The 25,071-nt window shown below is 58.9% G+C and carries 29 protein-coding genes and 1 tRNA gene; 10 read left to right on the top strand and 20 right to left on the bottom strand.

The window, feature by feature from the left end:
- Nucleotides 1-39: 39 nt before the first annotated feature.
- The 14 genes from ACO9S2_RS08135 to ACO9S2_RS08070 form a co-directional block, all read right to left on the bottom strand.
- Nucleotides 40-549: a sirohydrochlorin chelatase gene (locus ACO9S2_RS08135; RefSeq protein ID WP_423721467.1), complete on the bottom strand. Its 510-nt coding sequence runs from the start codon at nt 547-549 to the stop codon at nt 40-42.
- 36 nt (nt 550-585) lie between these two features.
- Nucleotides 586-957 (bottom strand): hypothetical protein, encoded by a 372-nt coding sequence (locus ACO9S2_RS08130; RefSeq protein ID WP_423721466.1) that lies wholly within the window; start codon nt 955-957, stop codon nt 586-588.
- 12 nt (nt 958-969) lie between these two features.
- The gene (locus tag ACO9S2_RS08125) at nt 970-1,923 is read right to left on the bottom strand and encodes a YbgA family protein (protein WP_423721465.1); all 954 of its coding nucleotides are present in this window, start codon (nt 1,921-1,923) and stop codon (nt 970-972) included.
- Complete coding sequence (locus tag ACO9S2_RS08120; RefSeq protein WP_423721463.1) at nt 1,920-3,365, bottom strand: cryptochrome/photolyase family protein; 1,446 nt, start codon at nt 3,363-3,365, stop codon at nt 1,920-1,922. The genes ACO9S2_RS08125 and ACO9S2_RS08120 overlap by 4 nt, the downstream gene beginning before the upstream one ends.
- A complete protein-coding gene (locus ACO9S2_RS08115) occupies nt 3,365-3,787 on the bottom strand; it encodes a hypothetical protein (protein WP_423721462.1) in 423 nt (140 codons plus the stop codon). Before ACO9S2_RS08115 ends, ACO9S2_RS08120 begins: the two co-directional genes overlap by 1 nt.
- Nucleotides 3,788-3,796: 9 nt before the next feature.
- A complete protein-coding gene (locus ACO9S2_RS08110) occupies nt 3,797-4,327 on the bottom strand; it encodes a hypothetical protein (protein WP_423721461.1) in 531 nt (176 codons plus the stop codon).
- Between the two features lie 9 nt (nt 4,328-4,336).
- Nucleotides 4,337-4,789 carry a PDZ domain-containing protein gene (locus ACO9S2_RS08105; protein ID WP_423721460.1) on the bottom strand — a complete coding sequence of 151 codons (453 nt, stop codon included), beginning with the start codon at nt 4,787-4,789 and terminating at the stop codon, nt 4,337-4,339.
- A 19-nt stretch (nt 4,790-4,808) separates the two neighbouring features.
- Complete coding sequence (locus tag ACO9S2_RS08100; RefSeq protein WP_423721459.1) at nt 4,809-5,279, bottom strand: DUF4149 domain-containing protein; 471 nt, start codon at nt 5,277-5,279, stop codon at nt 4,809-4,811.
- A gap of 13 nt (nt 5,280-5,292) precedes the next feature.
- Nucleotides 5,293-6,210: a TIGR01777 family oxidoreductase gene (locus tag ACO9S2_RS08095; protein ID WP_423721458.1), complete on the bottom strand. Its 918-nt coding sequence runs from the start codon at nt 6,208-6,210 to the stop codon at nt 5,293-5,295.
- A 46-nt stretch (nt 6,211-6,256) separates the two neighbouring features.
- Nucleotides 6,257-6,583, bottom strand: a complete 327-nt coding sequence (locus ACO9S2_RS08090; protein ID WP_423721456.1) for a hypothetical protein — start codon at nt 6,581-6,583, stop codon at nt 6,257-6,259.
- 380 nt (nt 6,584-6,963) lie between these two features.
- Nucleotides 6,964-7,809: a formylglycine-generating enzyme family protein gene (locus ACO9S2_RS08085; protein ID WP_423721455.1), complete on the bottom strand. Its 846-nt coding sequence runs from the start codon at nt 7,807-7,809 to the stop codon at nt 6,964-6,966.
- Nucleotides 7,806-8,174 carry a hypothetical protein gene (locus tag ACO9S2_RS08080; protein ID WP_423721454.1) on the bottom strand — a complete coding sequence of 123 codons (369 nt, stop codon included), beginning with the start codon at nt 8,172-8,174 and terminating at the stop codon, nt 7,806-7,808. The genes ACO9S2_RS08085 and ACO9S2_RS08080 overlap by 4 nt, the downstream gene beginning before the upstream one ends.
- Nucleotides 8,175-8,226: 52 nt before the next feature.
- Nucleotides 8,227-9,288: a formylglycine-generating enzyme family protein gene (locus ACO9S2_RS08075; protein WP_423721453.1), complete on the bottom strand. Its 1,062-nt coding sequence runs from the start codon at nt 9,286-9,288 to the stop codon at nt 8,227-8,229.
- Nucleotides 9,289-9,357: 69 nt separating this feature from the next.
- Nucleotides 9,358-10,323 carry a formylglycine-generating enzyme family protein gene (locus ACO9S2_RS08070; protein WP_423721452.1) on the bottom strand — a complete coding sequence of 322 codons (966 nt, stop codon included), beginning with the start codon at nt 10,321-10,323 and terminating at the stop codon, nt 9,358-9,360.
- A gap of 494 nt (nt 10,324-10,817) precedes the next feature.
- Here ACO9S2_RS08070 and ACO9S2_RS08065 point away from each other — a divergent pair, with 494 nt between their 5' ends.
- Nucleotides 10,818-11,738, top strand: a complete 921-nt coding sequence (locus tag ACO9S2_RS08065; protein WP_423721451.1) for a MerR family transcriptional regulator — start codon at nt 10,818-10,820, stop codon at nt 11,736-11,738.
- A 248-nt stretch (nt 11,739-11,986) separates the two neighbouring features.
- Here the strand turns inward: ACO9S2_RS08065 and ACO9S2_RS08060 are convergent.
- Together ACO9S2_RS08060 and ACO9S2_RS08055 are read right to left on the bottom strand one after the other, a co-directional pair.
- Nucleotides 11,987-12,073: transfer RNA gene (locus ACO9S2_RS08060), tRNA-Leu, on the bottom strand.
- Between the two features lie 65 nt (nt 12,074-12,138).
- Nucleotides 12,139-13,596 (bottom strand): hypothetical protein, encoded by a 1,458-nt coding sequence (locus ACO9S2_RS08055; RefSeq protein WP_423721450.1) that lies wholly within the window; start codon nt 13,594-13,596, stop codon nt 12,139-12,141.
- 155 nt (nt 13,597-13,751) lie between these two features.
- Between ACO9S2_RS08055 and rplI the strand changes: the two genes are divergently transcribed.
- From rplI to lpxC, 6 genes are all read left to right on the top strand, one after another.
- Nucleotides 13,752-14,219, top strand: coding sequence for a 50S ribosomal protein L9 (gene rplI, locus ACO9S2_RS08050; RefSeq protein ID WP_423721449.1), 468 nt, complete (start codon nt 13,752-13,754; stop codon nt 14,217-14,219).
- A 45-nt stretch (nt 14,220-14,264) separates the two neighbouring features.
- The gene (gene glyA / locus ACO9S2_RS08045) at nt 14,265-15,506 is read left to right on the top strand and encodes a serine hydroxymethyltransferase (protein ID WP_423721581.1); all 1,242 of its coding nucleotides are present in this window, start codon (nt 14,265-14,267) and stop codon (nt 15,504-15,506) included.
- A gap of 30 nt (nt 15,507-15,536) precedes the next feature.
- Complete coding sequence (nrdR, locus tag ACO9S2_RS08040) at nt 15,537-16,001, top strand: transcriptional regulator NrdR (protein ID WP_423721448.1); 465 nt, start codon at nt 15,537-15,539, stop codon at nt 15,999-16,001.
- Between the two features lie 114 nt (nt 16,002-16,115).
- Nucleotides 16,116-17,225 carry a histidine kinase gene (locus tag ACO9S2_RS08035; RefSeq protein ID WP_423721447.1) on the top strand — a complete coding sequence of 370 codons (1,110 nt, stop codon included), beginning with the start codon at nt 16,116-16,118 and terminating at the stop codon, nt 17,223-17,225.
- Nucleotides 17,212-17,883 (top strand): response regulator, encoded by a 672-nt coding sequence (locus tag ACO9S2_RS08030; RefSeq protein ID WP_423721446.1) that lies wholly within the window; start codon nt 17,212-17,214, stop codon nt 17,881-17,883. Before ACO9S2_RS08035 ends, ACO9S2_RS08030 begins: the two co-directional genes overlap by 14 nt.
- A 196-nt stretch (nt 17,884-18,079) precedes the next feature.
- Complete coding sequence (gene lpxC / locus ACO9S2_RS08025) at nt 18,080-19,009, top strand: UDP-3-O-acyl-N-acetylglucosamine deacetylase (protein WP_423721445.1); 930 nt, start codon at nt 18,080-18,082, stop codon at nt 19,007-19,009.
- Nucleotides 19,010-19,248: 239 nt separating this feature from the next.
- On the opposite strand, the gene ACO9S2_RS08020 is transcribed toward lpxC, so the two are convergent.
- On the bottom strand, nt 19,249-19,761 hold the full coding sequence (locus ACO9S2_RS08020) for a winged helix-turn-helix domain-containing protein (RefSeq protein WP_423721444.1): 513 nt from the start codon (nt 19,759-19,761) through the stop codon (nt 19,249-19,251).
- A gap of 312 nt (nt 19,762-20,073) precedes the next feature.
- Here ACO9S2_RS08020 and ACO9S2_RS08015 point away from each other — a divergent pair, with 312 nt between their 5' ends.
- The 3 genes from ACO9S2_RS08015 (at nt 20,074) to ACO9S2_RS08005 (ending at nt 21,703) form a co-directional block, all read left to right on the top strand.
- Nucleotides 20,074-20,901, top strand: a complete 828-nt coding sequence (locus ACO9S2_RS08015; RefSeq protein WP_423721443.1) for an inositol monophosphatase family protein — start codon at nt 20,074-20,076, stop codon at nt 20,899-20,901.
- A 114-nt stretch (nt 20,902-21,015) separates the two neighbouring features.
- Nucleotides 21,016-21,300 (top strand): hypothetical protein, encoded by a 285-nt coding sequence (locus ACO9S2_RS08010; protein ID WP_423721442.1) that lies wholly within the window; start codon nt 21,016-21,018, stop codon nt 21,298-21,300.
- Nucleotides 21,301-21,370: 70 nt separating this feature from the next.
- Complete coding sequence (locus ACO9S2_RS08005) at nt 21,371-21,703, top strand: arsenosugar biosynthesis-associated peroxidase-like protein (protein ID WP_423721441.1); 333 nt, start codon at nt 21,371-21,373, stop codon at nt 21,701-21,703.
- Between the two features lie 36 nt (nt 21,704-21,739).
- Here the strand turns inward: ACO9S2_RS08005 and ACO9S2_RS08000 are convergent, their stop codons facing one another.
- The 3 genes from ACO9S2_RS08000 to ACO9S2_RS07990 all read right to left on the bottom strand — a co-directional run bounded on the left by ACO9S2_RS08000 (nt 21,740) and on the right by ACO9S2_RS07990 (nt 25,054).
- Entirely contained in the window at nt 21,740-23,599 is a 1,860-nt protein-coding gene (locus tag ACO9S2_RS08000; protein ID WP_423721440.1) for a RiPP maturation radical SAM C-methyltransferase, read from the bottom strand.
- Between the two features lie 33 nt (nt 23,600-23,632).
- On the bottom strand, nt 23,633-23,983 hold the full coding sequence (locus ACO9S2_RS07995) for a 4a-hydroxytetrahydrobiopterin dehydratase (protein WP_423721439.1): 351 nt from the start codon (nt 23,981-23,983) through the stop codon (nt 23,633-23,635).
- A gap of 72 nt (nt 23,984-24,055) precedes the next feature.
- Nucleotides 24,056-25,054, bottom strand: coding sequence for a ParB N-terminal domain-containing protein (locus ACO9S2_RS07990; RefSeq protein ID WP_423721437.1), 999 nt, complete (start codon nt 25,052-25,054; stop codon nt 24,056-24,058).
- Nucleotides 25,055-25,071: the final 17 nt, after the last annotated feature.

Here is a 25,071-nt window from a genome sequence, read left to right as displayed (position 1 = left end):
CAAGCAAAGTCGCGCGTCTGGATACCGTCTTACCCCCCGTCATGAAAACCGATTCACCTGCTCGGCCAATGTGTTGGCCACGAGACTCAGATCGAACGGCCAGGCGTAACACAGTTCGACCCCGGGATACTGCGGCCTCAAATGGTCGAGGATTTCCGGGATCTCAACCTCCGAGTGCGACCCGCCCGGCGTAAACATCGTCGTCGTCACGGTAATGTGGGTCGCCCCCTGCTTGATCAACGCTTCGACCGCCTCTTCCAGCGTCGGGGCACAAAACTCGTTGTACGCCACGCCAAAGAGCACATCGCCCAGCTTGGCGCGCAGTTGAGCGGCGACCGCCTCAAGTCCCGATTGATAAGGGTCCGTCTCCGGCGTCCTCGGCCATTGACGGATCTTCGTATCCAACTCGAGTTCTTCCGCCGTCGGCGGTTGCTTGGCCGCGCGCCTCTGAGCCTCCAGTCGTTTCAGCCTTGTGACCAATTCCTGCGGACACCCTTTTGGAATGCCGCCGTGTCCTACTAAAATCACTCCTCGCCTCGTCGTGGCCATCTTGGTGCTCCTCGTGATAATCGCGTTTCCGCTCGTTCAGACTGCGCCCGTCGCCGCCTCCAGGTACTCCTGTAGATTGGTTTTCCCGTACCGACTCCCCGGGTAGACCCTGCGAATGAATCCTGCCACAAGCCCCATGACCCTCTTGACCGCCACGGTTTTCTCAGGATCCGTGGCCGGTAACAGACGGACGGTGATCGCCTTCTCATGCTGTTTCAGCTGCACGAAGAAGGTCCGCGCCACACCCTCCTCAATCGCGACCGACTCCAGCAGGGCTTCTTTGCCGCTTCGAGCCAGATAACACTCCTGCACTTTGAGAATCGTGCTCCCTGCTCGCTGAATGATCGGTGTAAATGCCTGGAAGAGGCCCTGAAGATCCCCGGCTTCCTCTATGACAACATGCGGCATACGGCATCCTTTCTACACATGGTTCCGCAACATCAGTTCTTTCGGATGAGGATTGAGGTAGACCTGGTCGCGGATGTATTGCACATCGAACATCTGAACGTAGTGTTTGATCAGCGTGAGCGGCACAATGAGCGGAGTGAGCCCTTGATGGTAGTCCTCAATCACGGCCAGGAGTCCCGCCTTTTCTCGCGCGGCGAGCTGGTCCTTAAAGTAGCCCAGAATATGCTGCAGCACATTCACGTGCTTGCGTACCGTCGCCTTGACGGCCAACGCCTTCATGAAGAGGTCGCCATACCGCTGCGCCAGCTCTTTGGGTCGGTGCCGCTCCGCCTGGCCGACCAGCCGCCCGAGGACTTGGTAATGCTGCGGACTGTGGGCCATGAGTAGATACTTATGGATCGTGTGAAACCGGACCACCGCCTGCCTCGTCACGCCGCTCTCAAGCAGATCCTGGTACCGGCGGTAGCAAAACACCCGTTCGATAAAGTTCTCCCTGAGCGGCGCGTCACAGAGCCGCCCTTCTTCCTCCACGGGAATCAGCGGAAACCGGTCGACAAAGGCCCGTGCGAAGATGCCGGCTCCGCTGTGACTGGGCATCCCCTGTTCGGTGTAGACACGGACCCGTTCGACGCCGCAGCTCGGCGAACCCCTCTTAAAGACGAAGCCGGATAAGTCCAGATCGCCAAGCTCCTCAAGGCGATGCCGGGTCATCTTCTCCAGCTCCCGGGTATGATCCTGTCCGCTCTTGATCGTCAGGACCCGTGGATGCCGGGGATCGCCGACCAGCCGCATCGCTTCCCGGGGAGTCCCCAGCCCGGCTTCCACTTCCGGACAGACCGGGACCCATTCCACATAGGGGCCCAAGACATCGGTCAGAAAATTGTCGCGCTTGTGGCCCCCGTCAAACCGGACTTCGTCTCCGAGGAGACAGCGGCTGATCCCGAGACGGAGCGGTCCGGTTTTCATCTGCTCACCTGTTGTTTGCCAAGATCCAGGTATTCCCGGCGAGCCTGTGCGTGATCCACCAGTGGCAACGGGTAGTCGACGCCGATCCGGCAACCGGCCCGACGCTGCTCATCGAGACTCATCATATGCGGCTCATGAATCCACTTGGCCGCCACCCTTGCCAGTTCCGGCACATAGGCGCGGATATAGGCCCCATCCGGATCAAACTTCTTGCTTTGCAGCACCGGGTTGAAAATCCGGTACCCGCGCATCGCATCCGTGCCGGTCGCGGCGCACCATTGCCAATTGCCGTTATTGGCCGCCACATCCGCATCAAGCAGCTGCCGCATGAAGTATCGCTCGCCGCTCTGCCAGTCGATCCGCAGGTCCTTGATGAGAAAGGAGGCGACAATCATCCGCACCCGATTGTGCATCCAGCCGGTCCGATTCAGCTGCCGCATGCCCGCATCCACGATCGGATAACCGGTCTTCCCATCACACCAGGCCTGAAACAACCGGTCCCGTTCCGGCCCCGGTTCACGGACCGGAGGAACCGCCACATCACGGAACGGACCCTCCACGACACGGGGAAAGGCCGAGAGCACCTGTTGGAAGAATTCTCTCCACACCAGTTCATCGATCCAGATCAGGACGTCCGCCCTCGACACCCGGCCACCCTTCGCGAGAGCGCCCAAGGCCGTATGGATTGCCGTGCGGGCCGACAGGGTTCCGAAACGGAAATGGGGGGAGAGTTGTGAACTCCCGTCGATGCCCGGCTGGTTTCTGCCATTCCCATAGGTGTGAATAGGACCCTTGATGAACCACTGCAGCCGCTTCTGCCCGTTCCGTTCGCCCGGCTCGATCCATGGCGTCACCAGGTCGTATCCCAGTTCCATCGCCGATGGAAACGGTTCAGGAAGCGGGACCGAGTGGGCTTTCACAACCGGCACCGATCGGGGAACCGCAAGGGGAGCCGGCTTCGTGGCCTGCCACTTGGCCCACCAGCGGGCACGATAGGCACTGTACCGTTGCATGGGCTCGCCGGTGGCACCCCGGACTTCTTCCGCCTCGAACACGACATGGTCTTTAAATGTGCGGACAGGCACACCGAGCTGCGCCAGTTGTTGCTGAACGGCAAGGTCCCGCTGAATCGCTCCCGGCTCATAGTCACGATTCCAATAGACAACGTCGGCCTTCCATTCACGCGCCGCTTGCACCACTTCATCCAACGGTTCACCGCGGCGCCATCGCAGCGTGAGGCCCAGACCGGCCAGCGCCGACGCCAGCTCTTGCAGACATCCCAGCATGAAATTGACGCAGGCGGATCCGAAGACGCGGGACCGCAACAGCGGCTCGTCGAACACAAATAACGGCATGACTTCGCTGCAGGCCTCGCAGGCGGCGGTCAGGGCCGGCTGATCGTGCAACCGAAGATCGCGTCTGAACCAGACGATGCCGCGCATCAGAACAGCTCCTGTGAAGCGGGGTTGGGCTTGTGATCAGACCGGGGCTCATCGACAAACAGGGACCGCCGCCAGATGAGGTACAGGGCAAAGAGGAGGGTCGTGGCCATGAAGCCGGACCGGACCACATGGAATCCGAACGCCAGCTGATTCATCGCCTCGCTCACGATTCCAAACCCGGCATAGGCCAGACTCAATCCCCAGGACCAGGGGCGCAGCCAGAGAAATCCATAGCCGATCAACAAATGCACGGCAGGGGGGTGTAGTTTGATCAGAAGCGAAGCAGGCCCCGTCACGGCCGTGCCGAACAGCTTGAGCGCATAGGAGGGAAAGAGCACAATGATGATCAGATCCATGGTGCCGACGATCAGGAACAACCCGCCAAGCAGTTTGATATCCACCCCTGCCGGTCTTGCACGCATGTCCGCCTCCTATCTCACCCAGGCTGGGGGAAGCCCCTGCCACCAGCCCTTCGGGTTCGCGGCCCGCCATTGCGCCTGCTCCACCCAGAGACGATCCGACTCGGCTTTGTCCAATCGATTGGCCATCGCCGCGCTGACGTCGGACTGTTGCCGCACACTGGCCTGGATCATCTCCTTGGCCATGCGGGCCAGTCCCCCCGGGGGATCGACCAGATCTTCGGTGTCGCGGTAGGCCAGGTTCAGATAGAGATGCTCGACCGCCATCCACTGCTCTTCCTGCGAGAGATGTTCCAAATAGGCATCGATCGCCTGATAGACATAGGTGAGGCGGATATAGCCGCCTGCCGACGGCATCTCGTCGATGGCCCGCTGACAGGTTTCGAGCGCCCGCCGATAATCGCCGGCCGCCAAGAACAGATTCGTCTTCGCCAGGTTGGGGCGCATCGTGACAGACACACTATTCCCTGATTCAGCAAATGCTGCTCCTTCCCCCAGAAGCAGCAGCCCGAACAACGTCATGCATATGAGGCGAGTGATCACGGTGAACTCCTATTTCTCGGAAGCGCCGTGAGATCCCATCGGGCCCTTCGGAAGCTTGTCGCTGGCCACACGCGTGATGGATAGCTCGCGAGTCCCTCCTTCCCCCTTCACTCCCAATTTCACGACGGTTCCCGCTTGTCCACGGATCATCTTGACCACCTGCTCATAACTCTTGCCTGCCACCGCCGTCCCATCCACCGTGATGACCTCATCTCCGTGTCGGAGCCCGGCCTGATGAGCCGGTCCCTCAGGGTGGACCATTCCGACATAGAGCACCGCCGGATCACCGATCCGCTCAGCCCCGACCTGGAGCGACACGCCAATCACGCCACTGGGCAGGGACGATTCATCCCCATGGGCATAGGGCGCCGGGCTCCCGGGCTGGTCAGCAGCCCCGGCGGCCGCCGTGAAGAGAAGTCCCACCATCAATCCTGTCGCGAAATGAACGCCTGTGATCTTCATCTCTACTCCTCCTTGTGAATTACCATCGACCGGCCAGTCCGAGTAAACAAAGACCTCCAAGCAGTACGAGCGAGTTCAGATAGACCGATCGTTGATGTAATCGATTCCACGCGGCCTGCAGAACGGGATCGACAGGTCCCTGTGATTCCTGCTCTTTGATCCGATCCCGCATCGCATTGCTCCGGGGAGTGAGCGGGGAGCGGCAATAGGTTTCGGCCGCCAGGACCACCAGCCAGACGCCTGCCGTCAGATGCCGGATCACATTCGTCTCGTGAATGATCCCCAGCATGAGCACGGACAGAACTCCTATGGCCGCGGCTCCCATGCCCAGCGCATAATAGGCGGGAAACAATTCCCTGACCACCTTGCCGAAGGGCTCCCGATCGAGCTGCTTCGCAAGAACGGGCGCGACCACGAACGACAAGAGCACCACCTTCCCGATCAGGACCGCGATGGCCAGCGAGTGGAGATAGAGGATCGTGTCTTCCATGCTCAGCTCCTGTTCACCTCTTCGCGAGAATCGCCTGCAAGGCCGACTCCAGCGCCGGGTAGTGAAAGGCGTAGCCTCCGGACATCGCCTTCGCCGGACTGACTCGTTGACCCGTCGTCATGAGCGTGCCCAGTTCGCCCAGTGCCACGTTCAGCGCCAACCCCGGCACCGGGAACCAGGATGGCCTCTGTAACACCTTACCAAGGGTCGCACTGAACTCCCTCATCGTCACCGGCGACGGGGCCACGGCATTGACGGGACCGGACACCGTGGGGGTGCTGAGCGCCCACTGAATCAATCCGATGTGGTCGCGCCGGTGGATCCAGGAGACCCACTGAGTTCCCGGCATGATCGGGCCGCCCGCGAACAGCCGGAACGGCAGCAGCATCTTCGGCAAGGCGCCGCCGTCCCGTTCCAGAACCATTCCGGTCCGCAACAGGACCACACGCGTCCCGAACTGCGCAGCCCGAATGGCAGCCGACTCCCATTCAAGACACAGATCGGCCAGAAATCCCTGACCGCGGGCCGCTCCCTCATCCAGGACACGATCATCGCTGGCCCCGTAGTAACCGATGCCTGACGCACTGATGAGCCTCCGGGGTTTCACCGACCGGCGGGACATGGCCTCCACCAGCAGACGGGTGGCGAGCACGCGGCTGTCCGTGAGAAGGCGTTTGCGCGCGGTCGTCCAACGGGCATCGGCGATCGGGGCGCCGGCAAGGTTGATCACGGCGTCGGCCCCTTCAAGCACCTGCTCCCATGATCCGGTCTCCCGACCATTCCACTCGACGGCTGCCACAGCCGCGCCGAACAACCGCTGGGCCTCCGCCGGCCTTCTGGTCAGGAGAGTGACCGTATGGCCTTCCTGACAGAGGGACAAACACAAGGGCCGACCGATGAATCCCGTTCCGCCAGTCACCACGATACGCATCGTCTCATCTCCTTATTGACGCGACCGCATCGACAACGACACCAGATTAGTTGTCCTCCGGTGTTCCACCGGTTCCATTCCCATCCCGGCTTCCAGGGCCATCCGATTCCGCCGGATCCACCCGTTGCGCGTACTTCCGCTGCTTCGTGCCGTACAAGAGATTCGGGGCCGGCTTCTCCCGATTCCGAAGAATGGTCGGATCGATGACCTCCCCGCAACTCGTGCAGCGCCACGCCGTCAGGCCGATCTGGCCCGTATCGTCCTGTAAATCGATATAGTGCTCCACGACCATCAGTCCGCCGCAACGCGTGCAGGTTTCGTCGCTCTGCCCGGCGGAGAAAGAAAGATTGTCCGGTCTCCCATTCGATTCCATGGGACCCCTCGAGGGCGATAAAGAAGGACCACCGAATATTCCTTACCTGCCACAACGCCTGCTCAATCCAGCCCGTCGCCGAACCGCGACAGCTGTGCTCCAGCGTGCTATCTGCGCCGAGCCGATCCACAGACCCACTGCCATTGCCAGCCATATGATCGTAATCATGCCGTCCTCCTACTCGCTGCCGACGGTACCGGACTACCTTTGCGAGACCCGCTCCCGTGGCCTACCGAGGGGACAGGTCCCTCCGGAGGGAGGGACCCGTCGACCTCAGCGAGAGACGCCGTGCGGAGTCGCGGCGCCACCCGGATGGGAACAAGAAACCGGCCTCCTGTCTGTCACGATTCTCCTTGAGCTCCATCACACTATGACCTCTCCTATTTCTGCTGAATCTCTCCCTCAAGACTGCGGGCGCAACGGAACCCTGTGCCGTGAGTTTGGAGCGCAAACCCGCCGCGGCCTCTGGCGGAGGTCGTAATGTCGGCCAGAGGACTGTGCCACGAGCCGCCGCGAATCGATCGCACCACACCCTTCTTGTCAGGACCCTGCGGATTCCGTTCCGGCGCATGCTTGTAGTAGTCCGCGTCGTACCAGTCGGAGACCCACTCCCGGGCATTGCCGGCCATGTCTTTCACTCCATAGGGAGAGTCTCCAGCAGGCAACGTCCCGACCGGGTACAAGGTTTTCTCGTCCTCCCATTCGCGATCAAAGTTCGCGCGCGTCACGGTCGGCGGTTCATTCCCCCAGGGAAACAGACGGCCATCGGTGCCGCGAGCGGCCTTTTCCCATTCCGCCTCCGTAGGCAGCCGCTTCTTGGCCCACGCGCAATAAGCCTTGGCGTCGTACCACGTCGTCTGCACGACCGGAAGTTGCTCAATGCCCTTGACGGACACCAGCGGCCCCGTGCCATAGGGATTCGGCGGGTTGCGATGGCCGGTGATGGTCACGAAGGCCATGTACCGCTCATTGGTCACTTCCACTTGATCGATCGCAAAGGCATCGAGATAGACGGATCGTTGCGGCCATTCATCGGCTCGCCCTGTTCCTTCCGGATTCCCCATCAAGAATTCTCCGGCCGGAACCGTCACCATGGGGACCGAGTCAAGCTCTTTCGAGGCCGGTGGCGCCGCCGCGACCGGCGACTGCGCGACGGCACCGGCGATAGCCACAATCGCCGCAACTATTTTCCAGCGAGCTCTGTTCCTGTTCAGACCTGGTGTCATTTCTTCTGCTCCTTGCTCCCCTCAATGGCATGGGTCGTATGGATTTTGACTTGGCCGACAAGACGCTTGACTTCACCGTTGTCCCCCCGCTCAGCGGCCTCGTGCGCCTGAGTGACGAGGGTTCTGGCCTCGTGCAGATGTTCCTCGATTTCGGCTTGCAGCGCGGGCGAGGCTACGGTGCCCCCCAAGGCCGCGCGATGATAGACCTCCCAGGCATGATCCACATCGTGCTCGGCATCATGCACCGCCTTCGCGCTTTCCGGGTGCGGATGGCGGGCCGGATCGATGGGGCCGGCCAGCGCCGCCGCTGCGCCCAGGACCACACTAAACGAGATTCCCAGAACTATGGTTGTGTACCGTTTCATCTGTACGCCTCCGTCACAATCGCACCGTCAGGAAGAACGGTGCCCATTCCCCTCACGACCGCTTCATTGACTGCTCAATCAGCTGATGGAGCTCCAGGAGTTCCACGTTCTTGGGATCGATGGCCAGCCCGCGGGATACCGCCTGTTGAGCGTCCGCAAACCGTTCCCGTCCCATCTCCACCAATGCGGTGACATAGGCATCCCTGATCTGCTGTTCGATTTCGGACGGCGCCGTCTTGGCGCAGCGGAAGCCCAGGCCGACGCCATAGCTGTTGTTCATCGGGTGATTCCAGAACCGGTGGGTCGCCCTGACTGTGCCTTCCGGCGCAATCCACGATCCGCCACGAATGACCCGCTTTTCTCCGACGGTCAGCCGGTCCACATAGGTGCCGGTTCCCCCCAACCACAAGGGCTGCGCCGGTCCGGTTGGGTTTACACTCGTGTCAAACCGTCCATAATAGCGGGGGTCATACCAATCGGAGACCCACTCGAATGCATTGCCGGCCATGTTGTAGGCGCCGTAGTAGCTGACTCCGTCGGGATAGGCATCCACGGGCATCGTCGCATCATGATTCTTGCCGAAGTTGGACTTGGCCGGATCAAACTCATTGCCCCAGGGATACAGGTTGGCCTTCGGTCCACGAGCCGCCTTTTCCCATTCCGCTTCGGTCGGAAGGCGTTTGCCCCGGAACTCGCAATAGGCTGTGGCATCGTACCAATTCACTCCCACCACCGGCTGGCCGGGCTTATTCAACCGCGGATCATCCCAATAGGCCGGGGCGGGATGGCCTTTGGTCCTGATAAAGTCGCCATAATCCTTGTTTGAGACTTCGTACTTGTCGATGAGGTAGGAATCCAGCATCACCATGTGCGCAGGAGTCTCATCGTTCAACGCGTCGGCCGACCAGGGCGTGTTCATCCGCCGCTCATAGGGCGTGAGCGTTTTCCCCGAGTCCGCAGCAGGCTGTTCTTTATCAATCCCCATCACCGATGGCCCTTGCGCTACATACACCATGTCCGGGGGGATCAACGATTGTTCTGCATGGCCTGCGGCGATGGGCATCACGGACCGGGCCAGGAACACCGCCAACGTCATCGCTGTATGTGTCTTCATCTCTGACCTCCTGTGCATGCTCGGATCCCGGAAGGGGGGCGGCGATGCCGCCCCCCTTCCGTCTCATGGCTATTTCTTCTTCATGCTCTTCTTGATGAGATCACGGGTGGCCAGGTACTCCTTGTTCCCCGGATCCGCTGCCAGCGCCTTTTCGATGGAAGCCATCGCATCGGCATTCTTCTCCGCCCCCATGGCCACTAAGGCCTGAATGAAGGCATCGCGACCGGCTTGCACGGCTTCATCGGACACCGTCTGTGCCGACTTAGCGCAACGGAATCCGAGGCCGACGCCGTACGAGTTGTTCTCCGGCTGATTCCAGAACCGGTGGCTCGTGTGCAAGGAGGTTTCCGGAGCCAGCCAGGAGCCGCCGCGCAGCACCCTGACCGGACCTTGATTGGCAAAGTTGTAGCCCTTCTCCGGCCCTTGCGGATTGAGCGCAACGCTATCCTTGTAGGACTTCGGGTCATACCAGTCATTCACCCACTCGAACACATTACCGGCCATGTTATAGACGCCGAATCCGCTGACCCCTTCCGGATACGAATCGACCGGCATGGTCCGACCGACATTCTGTCCGTAGTTGGCTTTCTTGGGGTCAAGTTTGTGGCCCCAGGGATAATGGTTATCGCCGTCCGGGCCCTTGGCCGCCCGCTCCCATTCCGCTTCGGACGGGAGGCGCTTGCCATCCCACTTGCAGAAGGCATCTGCGTCGATCCAGCTCACCCCGACCACGGGCTGATTGGGCTTGCTCAGCCGGGGATCGTCCCAGTAAGCCGGTGCCGGATGGCCGGTGGCTTTCATGAATTCCTTGTACCGGGCGTTGGACGCTTCGTACTTGTCGATGAGGTAGGCATCGAGGACGACTTGATGCGCGGCCTCATCGGCATGTTCGTGACTCCCCATGGTGAACTCGCCTCTCGGGATCAACACCATGTCCTTGTCGCCGGCAGACGAATCCGCTGCCGCCGCCATAGATATGGTTCCCGTCATTAACGCCACTCCTAATCCCACCTGAAGAACCGTTTGACTCCGCATTGGAAACCTCCTTGGTTTGGACACACCAGGAACACCCTGGCCGATTGAGACCCTTGTTAGGACCCCGCCTCACACTCCATTGATTGAACCGATCTCCGCACAGACCGACTCGGCATCGATTCCTGCCGAAGCTGTTTATTATGCAGGATGACAGGATCGACAACTGTCCCACATTGCACACAACGCTTCGCGGCAAACTCGAGCTCGCCGGTGCTGTTCAGGAGATCCATACAGAAGTCATTCACCATAAGCCCGCCGCATCTGGTGCAGGTTGATTCAGCGGTGACCACGGAAGACGCTGCCCGCTTTTGCAGTTGCCCCTCTCTTCTCGTTCCCTCTGCCGATCCTGTTGCCATGGTCACCTCCGTAGGTTGCTCGTTCAATGTTTGCAGCAAGTATGTCTAATGTATAACCCACATTGTCCAATGTGTCAAGTGTTTTACAGTAAAATATTTGACAAACATTGGACGCTTAAATATAATAGGATCGTGACAATGAATGGCCATAGAATTCATAGGGTTGCAAAGCTGACCGGCCTCTCGAAGGACGTGATTCGCGTCTGGGAAAGGCGTTACGGGCTTGTCAAACCTTCGCGGAGCTCCAATCGCTACCGCGAATACAGCGACGAGGAAGTGGCGCTCCTTCGCTTTGTGAAGGCCCAGATGGATCTAGGCGCAACGATCGGCGGACTGGCAGCGGAGGGACACGATGCGCTCGTCGCACGCATGCGCGCCGCGACTCCGGTGACTCCGGAAGAAGAAAAGCCTCACGACCGGCTCTTAGTAGATTTGATCGGATCGCTCGATCCGCTCGACAAGGCAGCCTTCGAGCGCAAACTCAACGGGGCTGTGGCGGTGATTCCCTTTGAAGAAGCGCTTCACCGCATTTTGCTGCCCTTACAGCGGCGCATCGGCGAGCTGTGGCATGAGGGTCGATTGAATGTCGGCGTTGAGCACTACGTGACCAAGCTGGTCCAGCAGAAGTTGTTTTCGGTGATGAATCAACTGCCGGTGAATGAATCGGGTCCGCGCGTCTTGATCGCCTGCCCGGAAGGGGAGATTCATGAAGTCGGCGCGCAAGCCGTGGCCTACATCGCGGCCACGCGAGGATGTCAGGTGTATTACCTCGGCCCCAATCTCCCCACGTCTGATCTCCTGTCCTTCTGCGAACGAATCACACCCGATCTCGTCCTTCTCTCTCTCACTGATACAAAACCGGAAGCCGCAGCCATCCAGCAGCTCAAAGATCTTGAGGCGATCGCCGGCCGCTGGCCTGTGGCCGTGGGCGGCCAGGGTGCCCGCGCCCTTGGGCACCTCCTTCACGAAACCAACATTGAGCTACTCGATGATCTCACCGCGCTGCACAGCCGACTCATGGTTCTCGTCTCAACCCGCATGCTGGCCGCCCGCGGCTGACATCACGGCTCCCTTCGCTGAGCAGCCCCTCGCATCAGAACAAGCGCTCCTCGAACCAGTCATGCCGCGGCTCGCAGCATGCTCCTGATTGAAGAGATAGCGCCGGAAGCCAGTCTCTTGCCCCGAAACAGGAAGCAGGCAGATTACAAACGAATCCTTACCTCTGCAGGCAACTATCGAATGACGTCATGAACCGATGGTCGTGACGAGACATCAACGAAGAGAGAGTGGGATGCGCGAGGGAGGTATGGTGCCGAAGGCGGGATTTGAACCCGCACACCCTTGCGGGCGCTAGACCCTGAATCTAGTGCGTCTGCCAGTTTCGCCACTTCGGCATTCGGGTCGGAAGGGGATTATCCTGAATTATCGCTACCGGCGTCAAGCAATTGAATGGGATTTTCTACGTCGAGGCGGGCTGATCCTCAGGGATCGTCCAACACCCCGCAGACGCGACATCACGAATGTCCCCGCTTAACACGATCCGCTCCCGGACCAGCCCGGAGGCCGCAAACAGGAACGCCGTCTCGATCCACGGCGCTTCTTCCGCAATGAGCACGTCGAATCGGACGCGGCTGAACAGCGGATCGCTCGCCACGCGAGCCGGCGTCGCCACCACAAGGCGGCGATTCTGGATGAAGGCCTGCCGGTTGGTATCTTCTTCAGCCGCTAACAGTTCGCGAATCTTCTTCGTGCCGCCTAATTTCTTGATGTCCTCTTTGAGCTCCTCGAATTCCGGCCGCAGATCTTTCGGCACGGCGGCTTCCGGAACGAGTTCCTCAATGCGCGCTTTCGCAATATCGAGCTCTTTGGTCAATTCACCAATCTGTTTTTCATACAACACCCGGTACTGCTGGAGCGATTCCACATTCTTGCCCACGGCCTGCATGCCCAGTCGCCGCAAGAGGGGGAGATTCTCATACTCCGTGAGAATCGCGGTCACATCCTTGATTTTGGCCTGCAACTCGCTCAGTTGGGTCAAGAGGCGCCATTCCAGCAGGCGCACCTCATCGAGATCCTTCTGCTTTTGGCCTTTGTAGGCCAGCAAGGGGGTCAGCTCACGAAACCGGTCATACTTGCGCCGCAGCGACGCCTTCTCCGCCCTGGACTTCGCATAAAACTGATGCATTTGCGCCTCGAAGCCCAGCTCCTGAATCGAGAGCCCGGCCACCTGGGACACCATGGTCATTTCATACCGGCTGATCCATGTCTTGTAGGTCAGGCCGCTGGCCTTCATGGCACGCGCGACGATGCCGGCCATTTCATCGCAGGCGTGATGGTCCGGACTGATCAGCAGAATGCGCTTATTGGCCCGAATCAGCTCCAGAACCAGACTGGCCAGCTTCTGCCGGCGCACCACCCGATCCTCCAGCCAGATGGTGCCGAGAATGGCGGAAGACCCTTGATGAACCTGCTCGGGATCCCCCGCCGACCGAAGCAGCGGGACCAACCGCTCTGCCGGACCGAGATTGTAGGCGTCAGCCTTGGTCATCATCTCCAGCAACCGCTTCGCAACCGTCTGCAGATGTCCCGCCCGGTCGGGAATCAAAGTCGCTGACGGCACCGATGAACCGATGGCGTCCACAGCCTGCACCCGTGCGATACCATCGTGGCAGCTAATGACCACCCCTTCGGTGGCTTCAATCTCTTCGCCGGGAATAATCGAAACCGGAAGATCGATGGCCAATGAGCGGCCGGAAGGGAGGGTGAACTCGTACAGATGAAGCCCGCCGATTGATTGCACCAATCGACCCTGCGTCACCATCACCGGTGCGTCGAGGCCGGCCTGTGTGAGCTGTTGGCCCTCGGCCTCTAATCGCACGGCACAGGTTTCAAGGTAATCTCTCGCCGTCAGTGACATCGAACCTCTCAAATAATCGATGAGATCGACTCATGATAAAGGGCCATGAGAGCCGGTGTCCAGCCGGAGAGTGCCCAGGATGGAGACTTTGATAATTGACTTTTTGCCGCCGGCCCAGTATCCTCTTTCCCTTTCCAACAGAAGGAGTTAGGGGTATGAAAGTCATTCTACAAGAGACGCTCGAAGGGGTCGGACACCTGGGCGATTTGATCGATGTGTCCAACGGGTTTGCCAGGAACTTCCTCCTCCCGCGCCGCAAAGCCGTGGAGGCGAATAGCCGCAGCATCAAGGCCTTTGAACATGTGAAGCGCGTCGCGGCAGAAAAGGCGAAGAAGGAAAAGCTCGAAATCGAGACCCACGCGAAGAGCCTGTCGGCCGTCACCTTGACGATCGAAGCGCAAGTCGGCAAAGACGACAAGATGTTCGGCTCCGTGACGAACAAGGACATTGTGGACGGATTGGCCGCTCAGGGCTTCACCGTGGATCGTCGCAAAGTGCAGCTCGCCCAGCCGATCAAGGAACTGGGCACCGTGACCGTGCCGATCAAGATGCCGCGCGAGGTCACCGCAACCGTCACGGTGCGGGTGGTGAAGAAGCAGGAACCGGAAGCTCCTTCCGCTTAAGACATACAGACGCTTGGAGGATCGATGCGGGACGCGATAGGGTCGTTGGATGCGCTCAAGGCGACGGATCCGGATGTCTATGCTGCCATTGAAGCAGAGGAGACACGCCAGCACGACAAGTTACTGCTGATCGCGTCGGAGAACTTTGCCAGCCCCGCCGTCTTGGCTGCCCAGGGCAGCATCATGACGAACAAGTATGCGGAGGGGTACCCCGGCAAACGCTACTACGGCGGATGCCAGCACGTCGACACGGTCGAAAATCTTGCCATCCAACGGGCCAAAGAACTCTTCGGTGCGGACCACGTCAATGTTCAGCCGCACTCCGGCTCATCCGCGAACATGGCAGCCTACCTGTCCGTTCTCAAGCCGGGCGACACCATTCTCGGAATGGACCTCGCCCAAGGCGGCCACCTGACACACGGCAGCAAGGTCAGTTTCTCGGGCATGATCTTCAAGGCCTTCTCCTACGGAGTGGACCGCCAGACCGAGACGATCGACTATGATGCGGTGCAGAAAATCGCGGAGGAATGCCGCCCCCGGATGCTCGTCGTCGGAGCCAGCGCCTACGCGCGCGTGCTCGACTTTCCCCGCTTTCAACAGATCGCCAAGTCCGTCGGCGCCTATCTCATGGTGGATATCGCGCATATCGCCGGCCTGATCGCAGCGGGACTCCATCCCAGCCCGGTCCCCTTTGCTGATTTCGTCACGACAACCACGCACAAGACCCTCCGCGGTCCCCGCGCCGGCATCGTGATGTGCAAAGCCGAGCATGCCAAGGCCGTCGATAAGATCATTTTCCCGGGCCTTCAGGGCGGACCCTTGATGCACGTCATCGCGGCCAAAGCCGTGGCGCTCAAGGAGGCCTTGTCGCCGTCCTTCAAAAAATACCAGCAACAGGTGATCGCGAATGCCCGCGTGCTCGCCCAGGGCCTGCTCGACCGCGGGTACAAGATCGTCTCCGGAGGCACCGACACCCATCTCTTCCTGGTCAACCTCACCAACAAGGGCATTACCGGGAAAGAGGCCGATGCGGCGTTGGACGCTGCGGGCATCATCGTCAATAAAAATGCCGTCCCCTATGATGAAAAGCCCCCGGCCGTGGCCAGCGGCATCAGGCTCGGCACTCCCATCGTCTCGACTCGCGGGATGGGCGAAGCCGAGATGAAGGAAATCGTGGAGCTGATCGATCGCGTGTTGCAGAACCGGCAGAACGCAGCCGTGCTGGAAGAGGTCCGTGCGCAAGCCAAGGCACTCTGCGGCCGCTTCCCTATCTTCCACTCCTACTAGCCCACATTTGTTAGGGCAGGGTCGCCACCTGTGAAATGTCCGTTCTGTGACGAACTCGAGGATAAGGTGGTGGACTCGCGCATGGCGAAAGAAGGCGAGGTCATCCGCCGTCGCCGCGAGTGTCTCGGCTGTAAGCGACGCTATACGACGTACGAACGCGTGGAGGAAATTCTTCCCGTGGTCGTGAAGAAGGATGGGCGGCGCGAGTCGTTCGACCGGACCAAAATTCTCTCGGGTCTGAAGAAGGCCTGCGAGAAACGGCCGATCAGCACCGCCACCATTGAAGCGGTCACGGATCGGATCGAGAAACGCATTCAAGAGATGGGCGAAAGCGAAATCGAGAGTCGGATCGTCGGCGAAGAAGTGATGAAAGAGCTCCATCAACTGGACCAGGTCGCGTATGTCCGGTTTGCCTCCGTGTACCGGGAGTTCAAGGATATCGACCAGTTCATGGACGAGCTGAAATCTCTGGCCCAGCAACGCCGGGAGCGGTAACCCAGAAAACCCCTTGGCCCGCTGCCCCGCTCTTGCCCTGCGTCCTTTCTCTCCTCCGGTCCAGGAGCGTCTCCATCGGTCACGCGCGGTCATCTGAACACGGGTCAGACATTCATGGCGAGCACCAAATTACCTTCCCCTCGAGCCCGAAACAAACCGCCCAAGGTCGGCGCCACCACCGTGGCCATCATCGGAGCCGGACGCGGCGGAACCGCGCTCATGGAGATCTTTGCCAACGACCCCCTGGTGCAGATCGTGGGCGTCGCAGAGGTCAACACGAAAGCTCCCGGCATCACCCTCGCCAAGCGCCTCCGCATTCCCGTCACGCGCGACTATCGGAAGCTCCTGGCAATGGAGCAGGTCGACCTCGTCATCGACGTGTCGGGGGATGCCGATGTATGGCAGTTCTTGCAGGATTTTCACCGCATGGGTGTCACCATTATCGGCGGCGCCAGCGCCAAATTCATGTGGGAACTGATTGAGGCGCGCATCCGGGCGACGGCGGAGATTGAAAAGACCCTCAATAAGTACCAGTCTCTCTACCGGCTCTATGTGAAGGAAACCGGAGCGGCGGTCACCGAGGAACGGACCAGAATCGCCTGCGAGATCCATGACGGACTGGTGCAGAGCCTCGCCGGCGTGAATTTCAAGCTCGACCTCTGTCAGCAGCTCGTTCGGAAGGACCCGGCCGCCAGCCTGGCGACGATCAAGGAGAGCAAGGCGCAGCTGAAACTCGCCATTCAAGAAGCCCGGCAGGTCATCTTTAATCTGCGGCCGCTCCACTACGATAAGATGGAGCTGATTCCCGCGCTCACCAACTACCTCAGATCCTACGAAACACAGTCCCATATTCAAGCGCGGTTTTCCGTCACGGGGGATGAGCAGATCCTGTTCCCCCGCACCAAGATTTTCCTGTTCCGGATCATCCAGGAAGCATTGAGCAACGTCCAGAAACACGCCAAGGCCGACCGCGTCTCCATTCAGCTGGAAATCGATCTCGAAATGTTGCGGGTCACGATTTCAGACAATGGGATCGGCTTCGACATGGACGCCGTCCTTCGCGATCCCGACAAATGGGATCACTTCGGCATTCGCGGGATCATCGAGCGGGCCCGGCTCGTCGGAGGAGAGGGTCACATCCAGTCGAAAAAAGGGCGAGGCACCACCATCATCGTTGAAGTACCCCTCGTGAATAAGGAGGCTGTCGACCATGGAAAAGATTAAAGTCTTGATCGCCGACGATCATCGGGTCGTGCGCGAAGGATTGGCCGCCATTCTCAAGACGAAAGAAGATCTCCAGATCGTGGGCGAGGCTCAGGACGGGATAGAAGCGGTCGAAAAGGCGCGGGCCCTGGAGCCCGACGTGATTTTGATGGACGTCAGCATGCCACGCATGGGGGGCGTCGAGGCCACGAGGCAAATCAAGCGCGAGTTCCCCCACATCGGCATCGTCGCACTGACGATGTACGAGGAACAGCAATACATTTTCGATCTTGTCCGCGCCGGAGCCACCGGGTATCTGTTGAAAGACTCCGAGTCATCGCAAATCGTGGCGGCGATTCGCGCCATCTACCGCGGCGAGTCGCTCATCCATCCATCAGTGGCCAGCAAGATCCTGGCAGAGTTTTCTCTCATGGCCCAGAAAAAGGGCAAGAAACCGGCGTGGGTCGAACACGATTTGACTGAGCGAGAAATCACCGTGCTTCGCCTAGTCGCCGACGGCAAAACCAACAAGGAAATCGCCAACAGCCTCGACCTGAGCGAAAAGACCGTCAAAAACCATGTGCGGAATATTTTCCATAAGCTGCAAGTGTATGACCGGACGCAAGCGGCAATCTTGGCTATTCGGAAAGGCCTTATTGAATTGGATCCTCGCCCCTAACCGCATCCTTTCACATAGATTCTTCCTACCCGAACACGGCGCTCAATGAAAACGCACAGTTGTATTTTTTTTACAACAGCGCTGCATTTATCACATTGTCACTTTTAGCATAACTTTCAAATGCTTACTAAACTTATGCGTCGGCACGCATATTGCTGTATGTTGGCGGTGTCTGTCGTTAGCCATTGGAGGAAACGTGAGAAACCAACAGACTCTTGCCGCACCGGTTACCTGCACAGGCGTCGGGCTTCACTCAGGCCAGCCTGCGACCATGACGCTTCGTCCCGCCCCCCCGAACACCGGGGTGGTCTTCGTGAATCGTACTGGAAAAGCCAACGGTTCGCTTGCGGCATCTATTGAAAATTTGGTCCCCACTGAACTCTGCACGGCCATTCATGGCAACGGGTTTCAGGTCAAAACGATCGAGCATGTCCTTTCAGCCCTTGCAGGACTTGAAATCGATAATGTCTATATTGATGTGACCGCCGGGGAAGTCCCCGTCATGGACGGAAGCGCCGCCCCGTTCGTCCGACTCATCCAATCGGTGGGCCGCATCTCACAGAATCGTCGGCAGCCCTATCTGAAGATTATGGCTCCCATTGAGGTATCCGAGGGCTCCAAGTGGGTTCGCATCGAACCATCTGCAACCCCTCGCATTACCTATACGATCCACTACGATCACCCTTCGATCAAGACGCAGACCTATATGCACGAATGCTCTCCCGACAACTTCGAGCAGCACATTGCCCAGGCGCGCACATTTGGATTTCTCCATGAAGTGCAAGCTCTCTGGGCCCGGGGCCTTGGCCAAGGCGGAACCCTGGAAAACACCGTTGTGCTATCTGAAGACGGCGTCGTCAACGAATCAGGGCTGAGATTTCCCAACGAGTTTGTCCGCCACAAGATCCTCGATCTCATTGGCGATTTCTCGCTCCTCGGCATGCCTTTTATCGGCCACCTGAGCGCTGAACGATCCGGTCATGCCCTTCACAACCGTCTGGTGAAGCAGATCCTCGCTCAACCGGAAAAATGGGTGCTCCTCAACACGGAACCGGCTCAGTCAGAGTCCCGTCCAGTGCTACCCCTGAGCCGTCACCTGCCGGCAGTCGCTCTTCAAGCTTCCTAGTACGTTTTCCGCCCATCCTCTTTAACGGACGATGCGCGTTCTCTTGGCAGGGGATCGCTGTTTCTGTCGCGGGGGTGATGAGAAAATTAACGCCGAGAGTGAGTGGCCTCACCCTCGGCGTGTAATGCGAGGCGGGTTACTTCTTCTTTGCGGCCTTCTTCGCCGGCTTCTTTGCTGCTTTCTTCGTTGCCAAGAGTCTCACCCCCCTTCCTAGTTAAGAGATGGTCCTAGATTGACTGCTACACTGCTTGTATCAACACATCTTCCAAAGCTTCAAACGTATTGGGGCCCACTTTCCTGAAGCGCTTGTCCCGCTTGAGCGACGTGGCCACCGACGTCAACGGCGTCTTCCCCTTGATCTGAAGCCCGCCTTCGACTAAGCGCTGAACCAACTCCTTCGCATGCATGGCTCGGTTCGATTCGCGAAGAATTTCGTACGCCGCTTCCGGGACGCTCTTTCCCACATACTTGCTTCGGCCCAACAGAATTTCCCGCGACTGATCCGTCACGTCCATCACAGGCAACGCACGAACACCTTTGTTGTCGTCGGTGATGATTTGGCTGGAAAGGCTGGCAAGCTTGGCTTTGTCGGCCTCGACGCGGTAGAGAGTTTCTGCAAGCTCAAGATACTTCTTGATCGTCGCAATTTCGTCATCCAGACGACGCTTCTTTTTCTCTAGTTCCTGAAATCGATTCTTGTAGGCATGAATTCTCTGCTCCAGCCCTACAAGTATGTCTGTTAACTCTTCCACTATATCCTCTTACGAAGCATGCTTGCTTTATAGCATTGCTTCTAAACACTGTCAAGCATGTATTTTACAATAACACGGCCGTCTATTGCCATTGCTCAATGCATAGAAGGAAGCATTGCACAAAATAGCATCACAAGGCTTGATCAATGACTCATCATTTACTCACACCCTGTATTATCAATGCCTTCCAATCTAGTGCTTTGATCACGTAGCCAACTCTCCACTCATTCAGCCACTCCAAACCTACGCGCCTGATTTTCGGCTCATGCTTGCGTTGGGATCATCGGTCTATGGTAGTCTGCCACTACTCCCATGGGTTGTCCTCCCTATCAATCAGACTTTACAGAACTGCTTGAAACCGCCATGACGGCGGCGAGACAGGCTGGATCCATTTTGACGCGCTATGCCCTGTCAGGCTTTCGCGTCGAGTACAAGAATCCCATCAATCTGGTAACAGAAGCAGACCACGCCGCGGAACAATCCGTGATTGATTCCATCCGCTCACGGTATCCGTCGCATAACTTTCTTGCCGAGGAACGCGGCCGTCTCGATTACGGCTCCTCCCCGTACGTTTGGATCATCGACCCGCTCGACGGCACCACCAATTTCGCTCACGGATTCCCTGCCTATTGTGTTTCCATAGGATTGGAATACCAGAGACAGAGTGTCCTGGGGGTGATCTATGACCCGACGCGCGATGAACTCTTCAGCGCAACGCATGGCGGCGGCGCGCATATGAACGGCCATCCGATCCATGTATCAGAGACGGCTATTCTCGACCAGTCGCTGCTGGTCACCGGTTTCGCGTACGATATCCGGGAGACCAAACAGAACAACCTTGATCATTTCGTCCGCTTTGCGCTCCGCGCACAAGGCATCCGTCGAACAGGATCCGCTGCGCTGGACCTGTGTTATGTCGCAGCAGGACGATTCGACGGGTTTTGGGAAGTGCGGCTGAACCCGTGGGATATGGCGGCAGGAACGGTCATTTTGAGAGAGGCAGGAGGAGAGGTCACAAACTTTCGTGGAGAAGCCCACTCCTTGTATGGCCAAGAACTTGTGGCCAGCAACGGGCTCATCCATGAAGCCATGCTCACCGTCATTCAGGAATCCCTTGACGCCACGCCACCCGGCGCATAGAACCATCAGTTCCTCAGACCATCGGGCCTTTCGCGCACCTGCTAATTCAACCCCGTATACAGCCGGACTCTCCGTAGGATAAAATTGCTGACGATCAATGTGGAGTACCTGAATATGGCGACATCAACACCTCCCTCATGGCCATCGAACAACAATCCGTCGGGTGAAAGTCCGGCAGAATCCACCACCTGGGATGTCGAACTCCTCCGCGTCCTCGTCAGTCGCACTGGGACGCAGGTCGATGCCCAGTGGGCCATTCATCCGCAACTCAAGCAGGACTTGCTGCCGGCCGAATGGAAAGAAGTCACCGATTTGATGGCCAAGGTGACGGATATTGTGGGCAGCCGTTTCTCTGAAGTCCTCTCACATGTTGAGCCTGATCCTCCCGGTCATGCCTGACCCTGCACGTTCACGTCCGTATTCCTTTCCGCTTCGTTGATTCCTCATCCACAGCCAAAGGAGCTGAACGATGGACTCGTATTATCACGCACACGATCTGGGGAAATTCGCCGAGATGGGCAAGGGCAATAAGGAACTCTGGGACAAGTTCATGAGCTACTACAGCGCGGTATTCGCCGAGGGAGCCCTCACGGAGCGGGAGAAGGCCTTGATCGCCCTCGCCGTGGCGCATGCCGTGCAATGTCCCTATTGCATCGATGCCTACACGCAAGCCTCGCTGGAGAAAGGGTCGAATGTTGAGGAGATGACGGAAGCGGTGCACGTGGCCTGCGCCATTCGGGGCGGCGCATCACTCGTCCATGGCGTGCAGATGCGCAATGTGGCCGAGAAGCTGTCGATGTAAGGCAGAGCGGCGCGACTGAGAGCAGACGGACGTGATTCAGAGATACTGGTTTTCCGGAATCGCGAGCGTGAAGTACTTGCCCCGCTCTTCATAGAGGATGCGACGGCCCGTCAAGATGCCCAGGGCCTCGTTCAGTTCGTCATCTGACAGCACCCCGTCACTCTTCGCATCTTTCAACGCCGCACGAATCTGATCCCGGCTCTTCGGAGCCTCATTGCAGGCCTCGATGATACCCGCAGCAGGCCAGTCAAACCGTTGCCTGGTCGGCGCCTGAGGATCCCGCCCGTCATAGACCGTGACGTAGTCCATCGCCTTGGAATAATACAAGAACGGCCGGTCGCTGCCGCGCGCCCGTCGCTGCCATTCCTCCACCAGACCGACTAGTTCCTGATAGAGGTGCGGGTCCACCGGCCAGTCATCGAGCTCATACTCGAAATCGTATGCGATCTTCAGCAAATCGACGCGCGCGGCGTCATACACATACTCATAGGCCATCCCCGGCCCTGTGATCCGCACACCGTATTCGTGTGGTTTCGTAAAGTAGGGACTGAACCGCTGAAGCCAGAATTTTCCGGTCGCCTCCGGTGCCTGCAAATGGAAAAGGGACGGAAGGAGATCGATCTGCCGCCGATAGTCCTCGTTCGTTTCGCCGGGAAAGCCGAGCAGGATATTCCAGGACACCGCGACCCGATAATAGTAGCTCCACTTGAGGCAGACGATGTTCTGCATGGGCGTCACGCCCTTGTCCATCGCCTTGAGCTGAGTCAGGCTGAGGCTTTCCAGCCCCGGCTGCATGCACTTCACGCCCCCCACGGCCAGCGTGCGGATCTGACTCTTCTGGAGATTACTCTTGGTTTCAATGAACACGTCGAGATCGCAGTGCGCGGCGGCAAATTGCCCGAACAGATTCTCGACATACTTCATGTCAATGATGTTGTCGACCAGCCTGAACCGGGTCGTGTCGTACCGGCTGGAAAGAGCCGTCATCTCGCGGGCGGCCTGATCCGGCGACTTCGCGCGGAATTTCATACTCTGCGCATTCAAGCCGCAGAACGTGCAGTGGTGCTTCTCCCCCCACCAGCATCCGCGCGAGCCTTCGTAGAGGAGAATACGATCCAGACCCTGCGCCGCATCACCAAGTTCGGCCAGCAGATGGTAGTAGTCGTCATAGTCCGGCGGACCGGTCTTCGCGAAGTCCGCAAACAGTCCCGGATTCGGTGTAAATCGAATCTGATCCTGTTCCCGGAAGATTACTCCATTCTGAACCGCTTCAGAACCACCTTCTAAGATATGGCGCACGAGGGCGGGAACCACCTCTTCTCCCTCTCCCACGACGACATAATCGATAAAGGGAAACGCGCGGAAATACTCCCTGCCCATCTCGCCGTCGTAATTCGCCCCCCCGAACACGATCTTGACGTGGGGATAGAGATCCTTGATCAGCTTCGCCAGCGTGAGGCTCGCCACATTCTGGTCGAACGTCGAGGTGAAGCCCACCAGTTTGTACTGGCCCCAGTCAATCGCCGTCATCGCCCAGCTGAGGAACTGGGGAGCCGTCCTCGTCGCCATCTCCTCGAAGAAGGAGATCGGATGCCCGCTCTCCCGGGCCACTTGCTCGAAGACCGGCTTAAAGACCCGCGGGTATTCCGCGCGTTTCGGATTGTCTCGAAACAGGAGATAAGAAAAGAGCCACTCGCCGAAGAGCGCCCGCTTCTCGCAGATCATTTCATACAGCGGCACGCCGATCTTATGCGCAAAACGGACATTCAGGTGATGGCAATCGACGGGGACGCCCTTAGACTTGAGCAGAGCCGACAGGGTCCCGAGCTGAATCGAGGGGTACTTCGAATAGCTGAACGGCATGTTGACGAGCGCCACCCGGGCTTGATCGCTCATCTGTTGCCTCGAGACATCATAGATTGCCCGTGATTACCTGACCGCGGATCGGAATGGCTCGAATTCCCGGTCGGCTTTCGCCGCCAGGTAGAAGTCGCTCTCCGTCAGCCCGTTGATTTTGTGTGTCCAGATCTCCACCTTGCATTTTCCCCAAGCCAGGTAGAGATCCGGATGATGGCCTTCGGCCTCGGCGATCGCACCAACGTTATTGACATAGGCAAGGGCCTGAGCAAAATCTTTGAACGTGTAGAGCCGCTCAAGATGGCCCGCCGCATTCAGCGACCAGCCCCGGCCGAGTTCGTTCAGCAGCGTCTGGACCCGCTCGGCAGGAAGAGGCGGCACACCACCCCGGCAAGGCACGCATTGATTATCGGCAAGACCCATGGCGGCCTCCTTTGGTGAGAGGGACGAGGTATTGTAAAGGGGCCATGAGCGCAGAAACAAGGCGGGGGAGAGTTAGTCGCCGTCCTCCGGAGCCCCGCCTGATTTGGCCAGGTCATCCATCTTCACCTTGTCGGGATTGAACTTTTCCGCCGCCTTCGTCATGCGTGCGAGGGCCTCGTCGAACGAGAGGGGAGGAGCATCCTTGGGGCGAAAGCGAACGGGATTCACGCGAGCCACAACGAAACTCTTGAGATAGGGGCTGGTTAACCCTTTGGCCTTCAACGCTTCCACCTGCCTCACGATCACATCATCGAGCGCCAAAAGATTTCCGGCCCGTTCCCTGCGCAGATCGATGGCAGCGCGCATCGGGCTCGTCAGAAATTCCTCCACCCGTTTGAGCACCGGATGATAGGCCCCGCCGCTAAACCGCGGCCGTTCCTCGTAACAGAGACCCAGGGTGATGAAGGACGGTTCTTCGAACTCCAAGGCGTAGGTCTCTTCCGTCGCGTCGTCGAGCTGCGCGAGTTCTTTGTACATGCGGATCACTTCCAGCGCCTTCTCTCGCAGGTTGTGGGCCTTCTCCGTATTGAGGGCGAGGATTTGATAGGCCGCGCTGGCTTCCGGCACCACGATCGCCACGATGCTCTTCGCCCCGAGCGTACGCATCGCAGACAAGCGATGGTTGCCATTCGGTGTCCAGTATTTCGCGGCGTGGTCCGGTTTGGCGTTCCGCACCGCAATGATCGGGTCCAGAAACCGCCCGATTTTCCCGATAACCGCTTCGAGCTTCCGCACATGGGTATCGGAAAGATTCCGTTGATAGGGGGTCGGCTCGACCAGCTCGATGGGCAACGCAGCAAGTACCAACCAGCGCCCTCCGTAAGGCTCGCGGTAGACGGACAAGACCTTGCCGCCGTCCTCATCGATGGCCCGATGCAACGCCGCCACTTCACCGGGAGGCGCGGCCGCCTGCAGCTCCGTGGCAGTGAGTCCCGTTGAGGCACCGGCAGGCTTCCGTCTTGTTCTCGTGCCTGCTGCCGATCGAGTCTTTTTGGGCTTCCCCTCAGCCATGACCCCTATGGTAGGCG

It is taken from the genome of Nitrospira sp. NS4 (assembly GCF_049546785.1).
In the GTDB taxonomy this organism is placed as follows: Bacteria; Nitrospirota; Nitrospiria; order Nitrospirales; family Nitrospiraceae; genus Nitrospira_D.
Note: the sequence above shows the minus strand (reverse complement) of the source record. Positions and strands in the feature narration are given on the sequence as shown.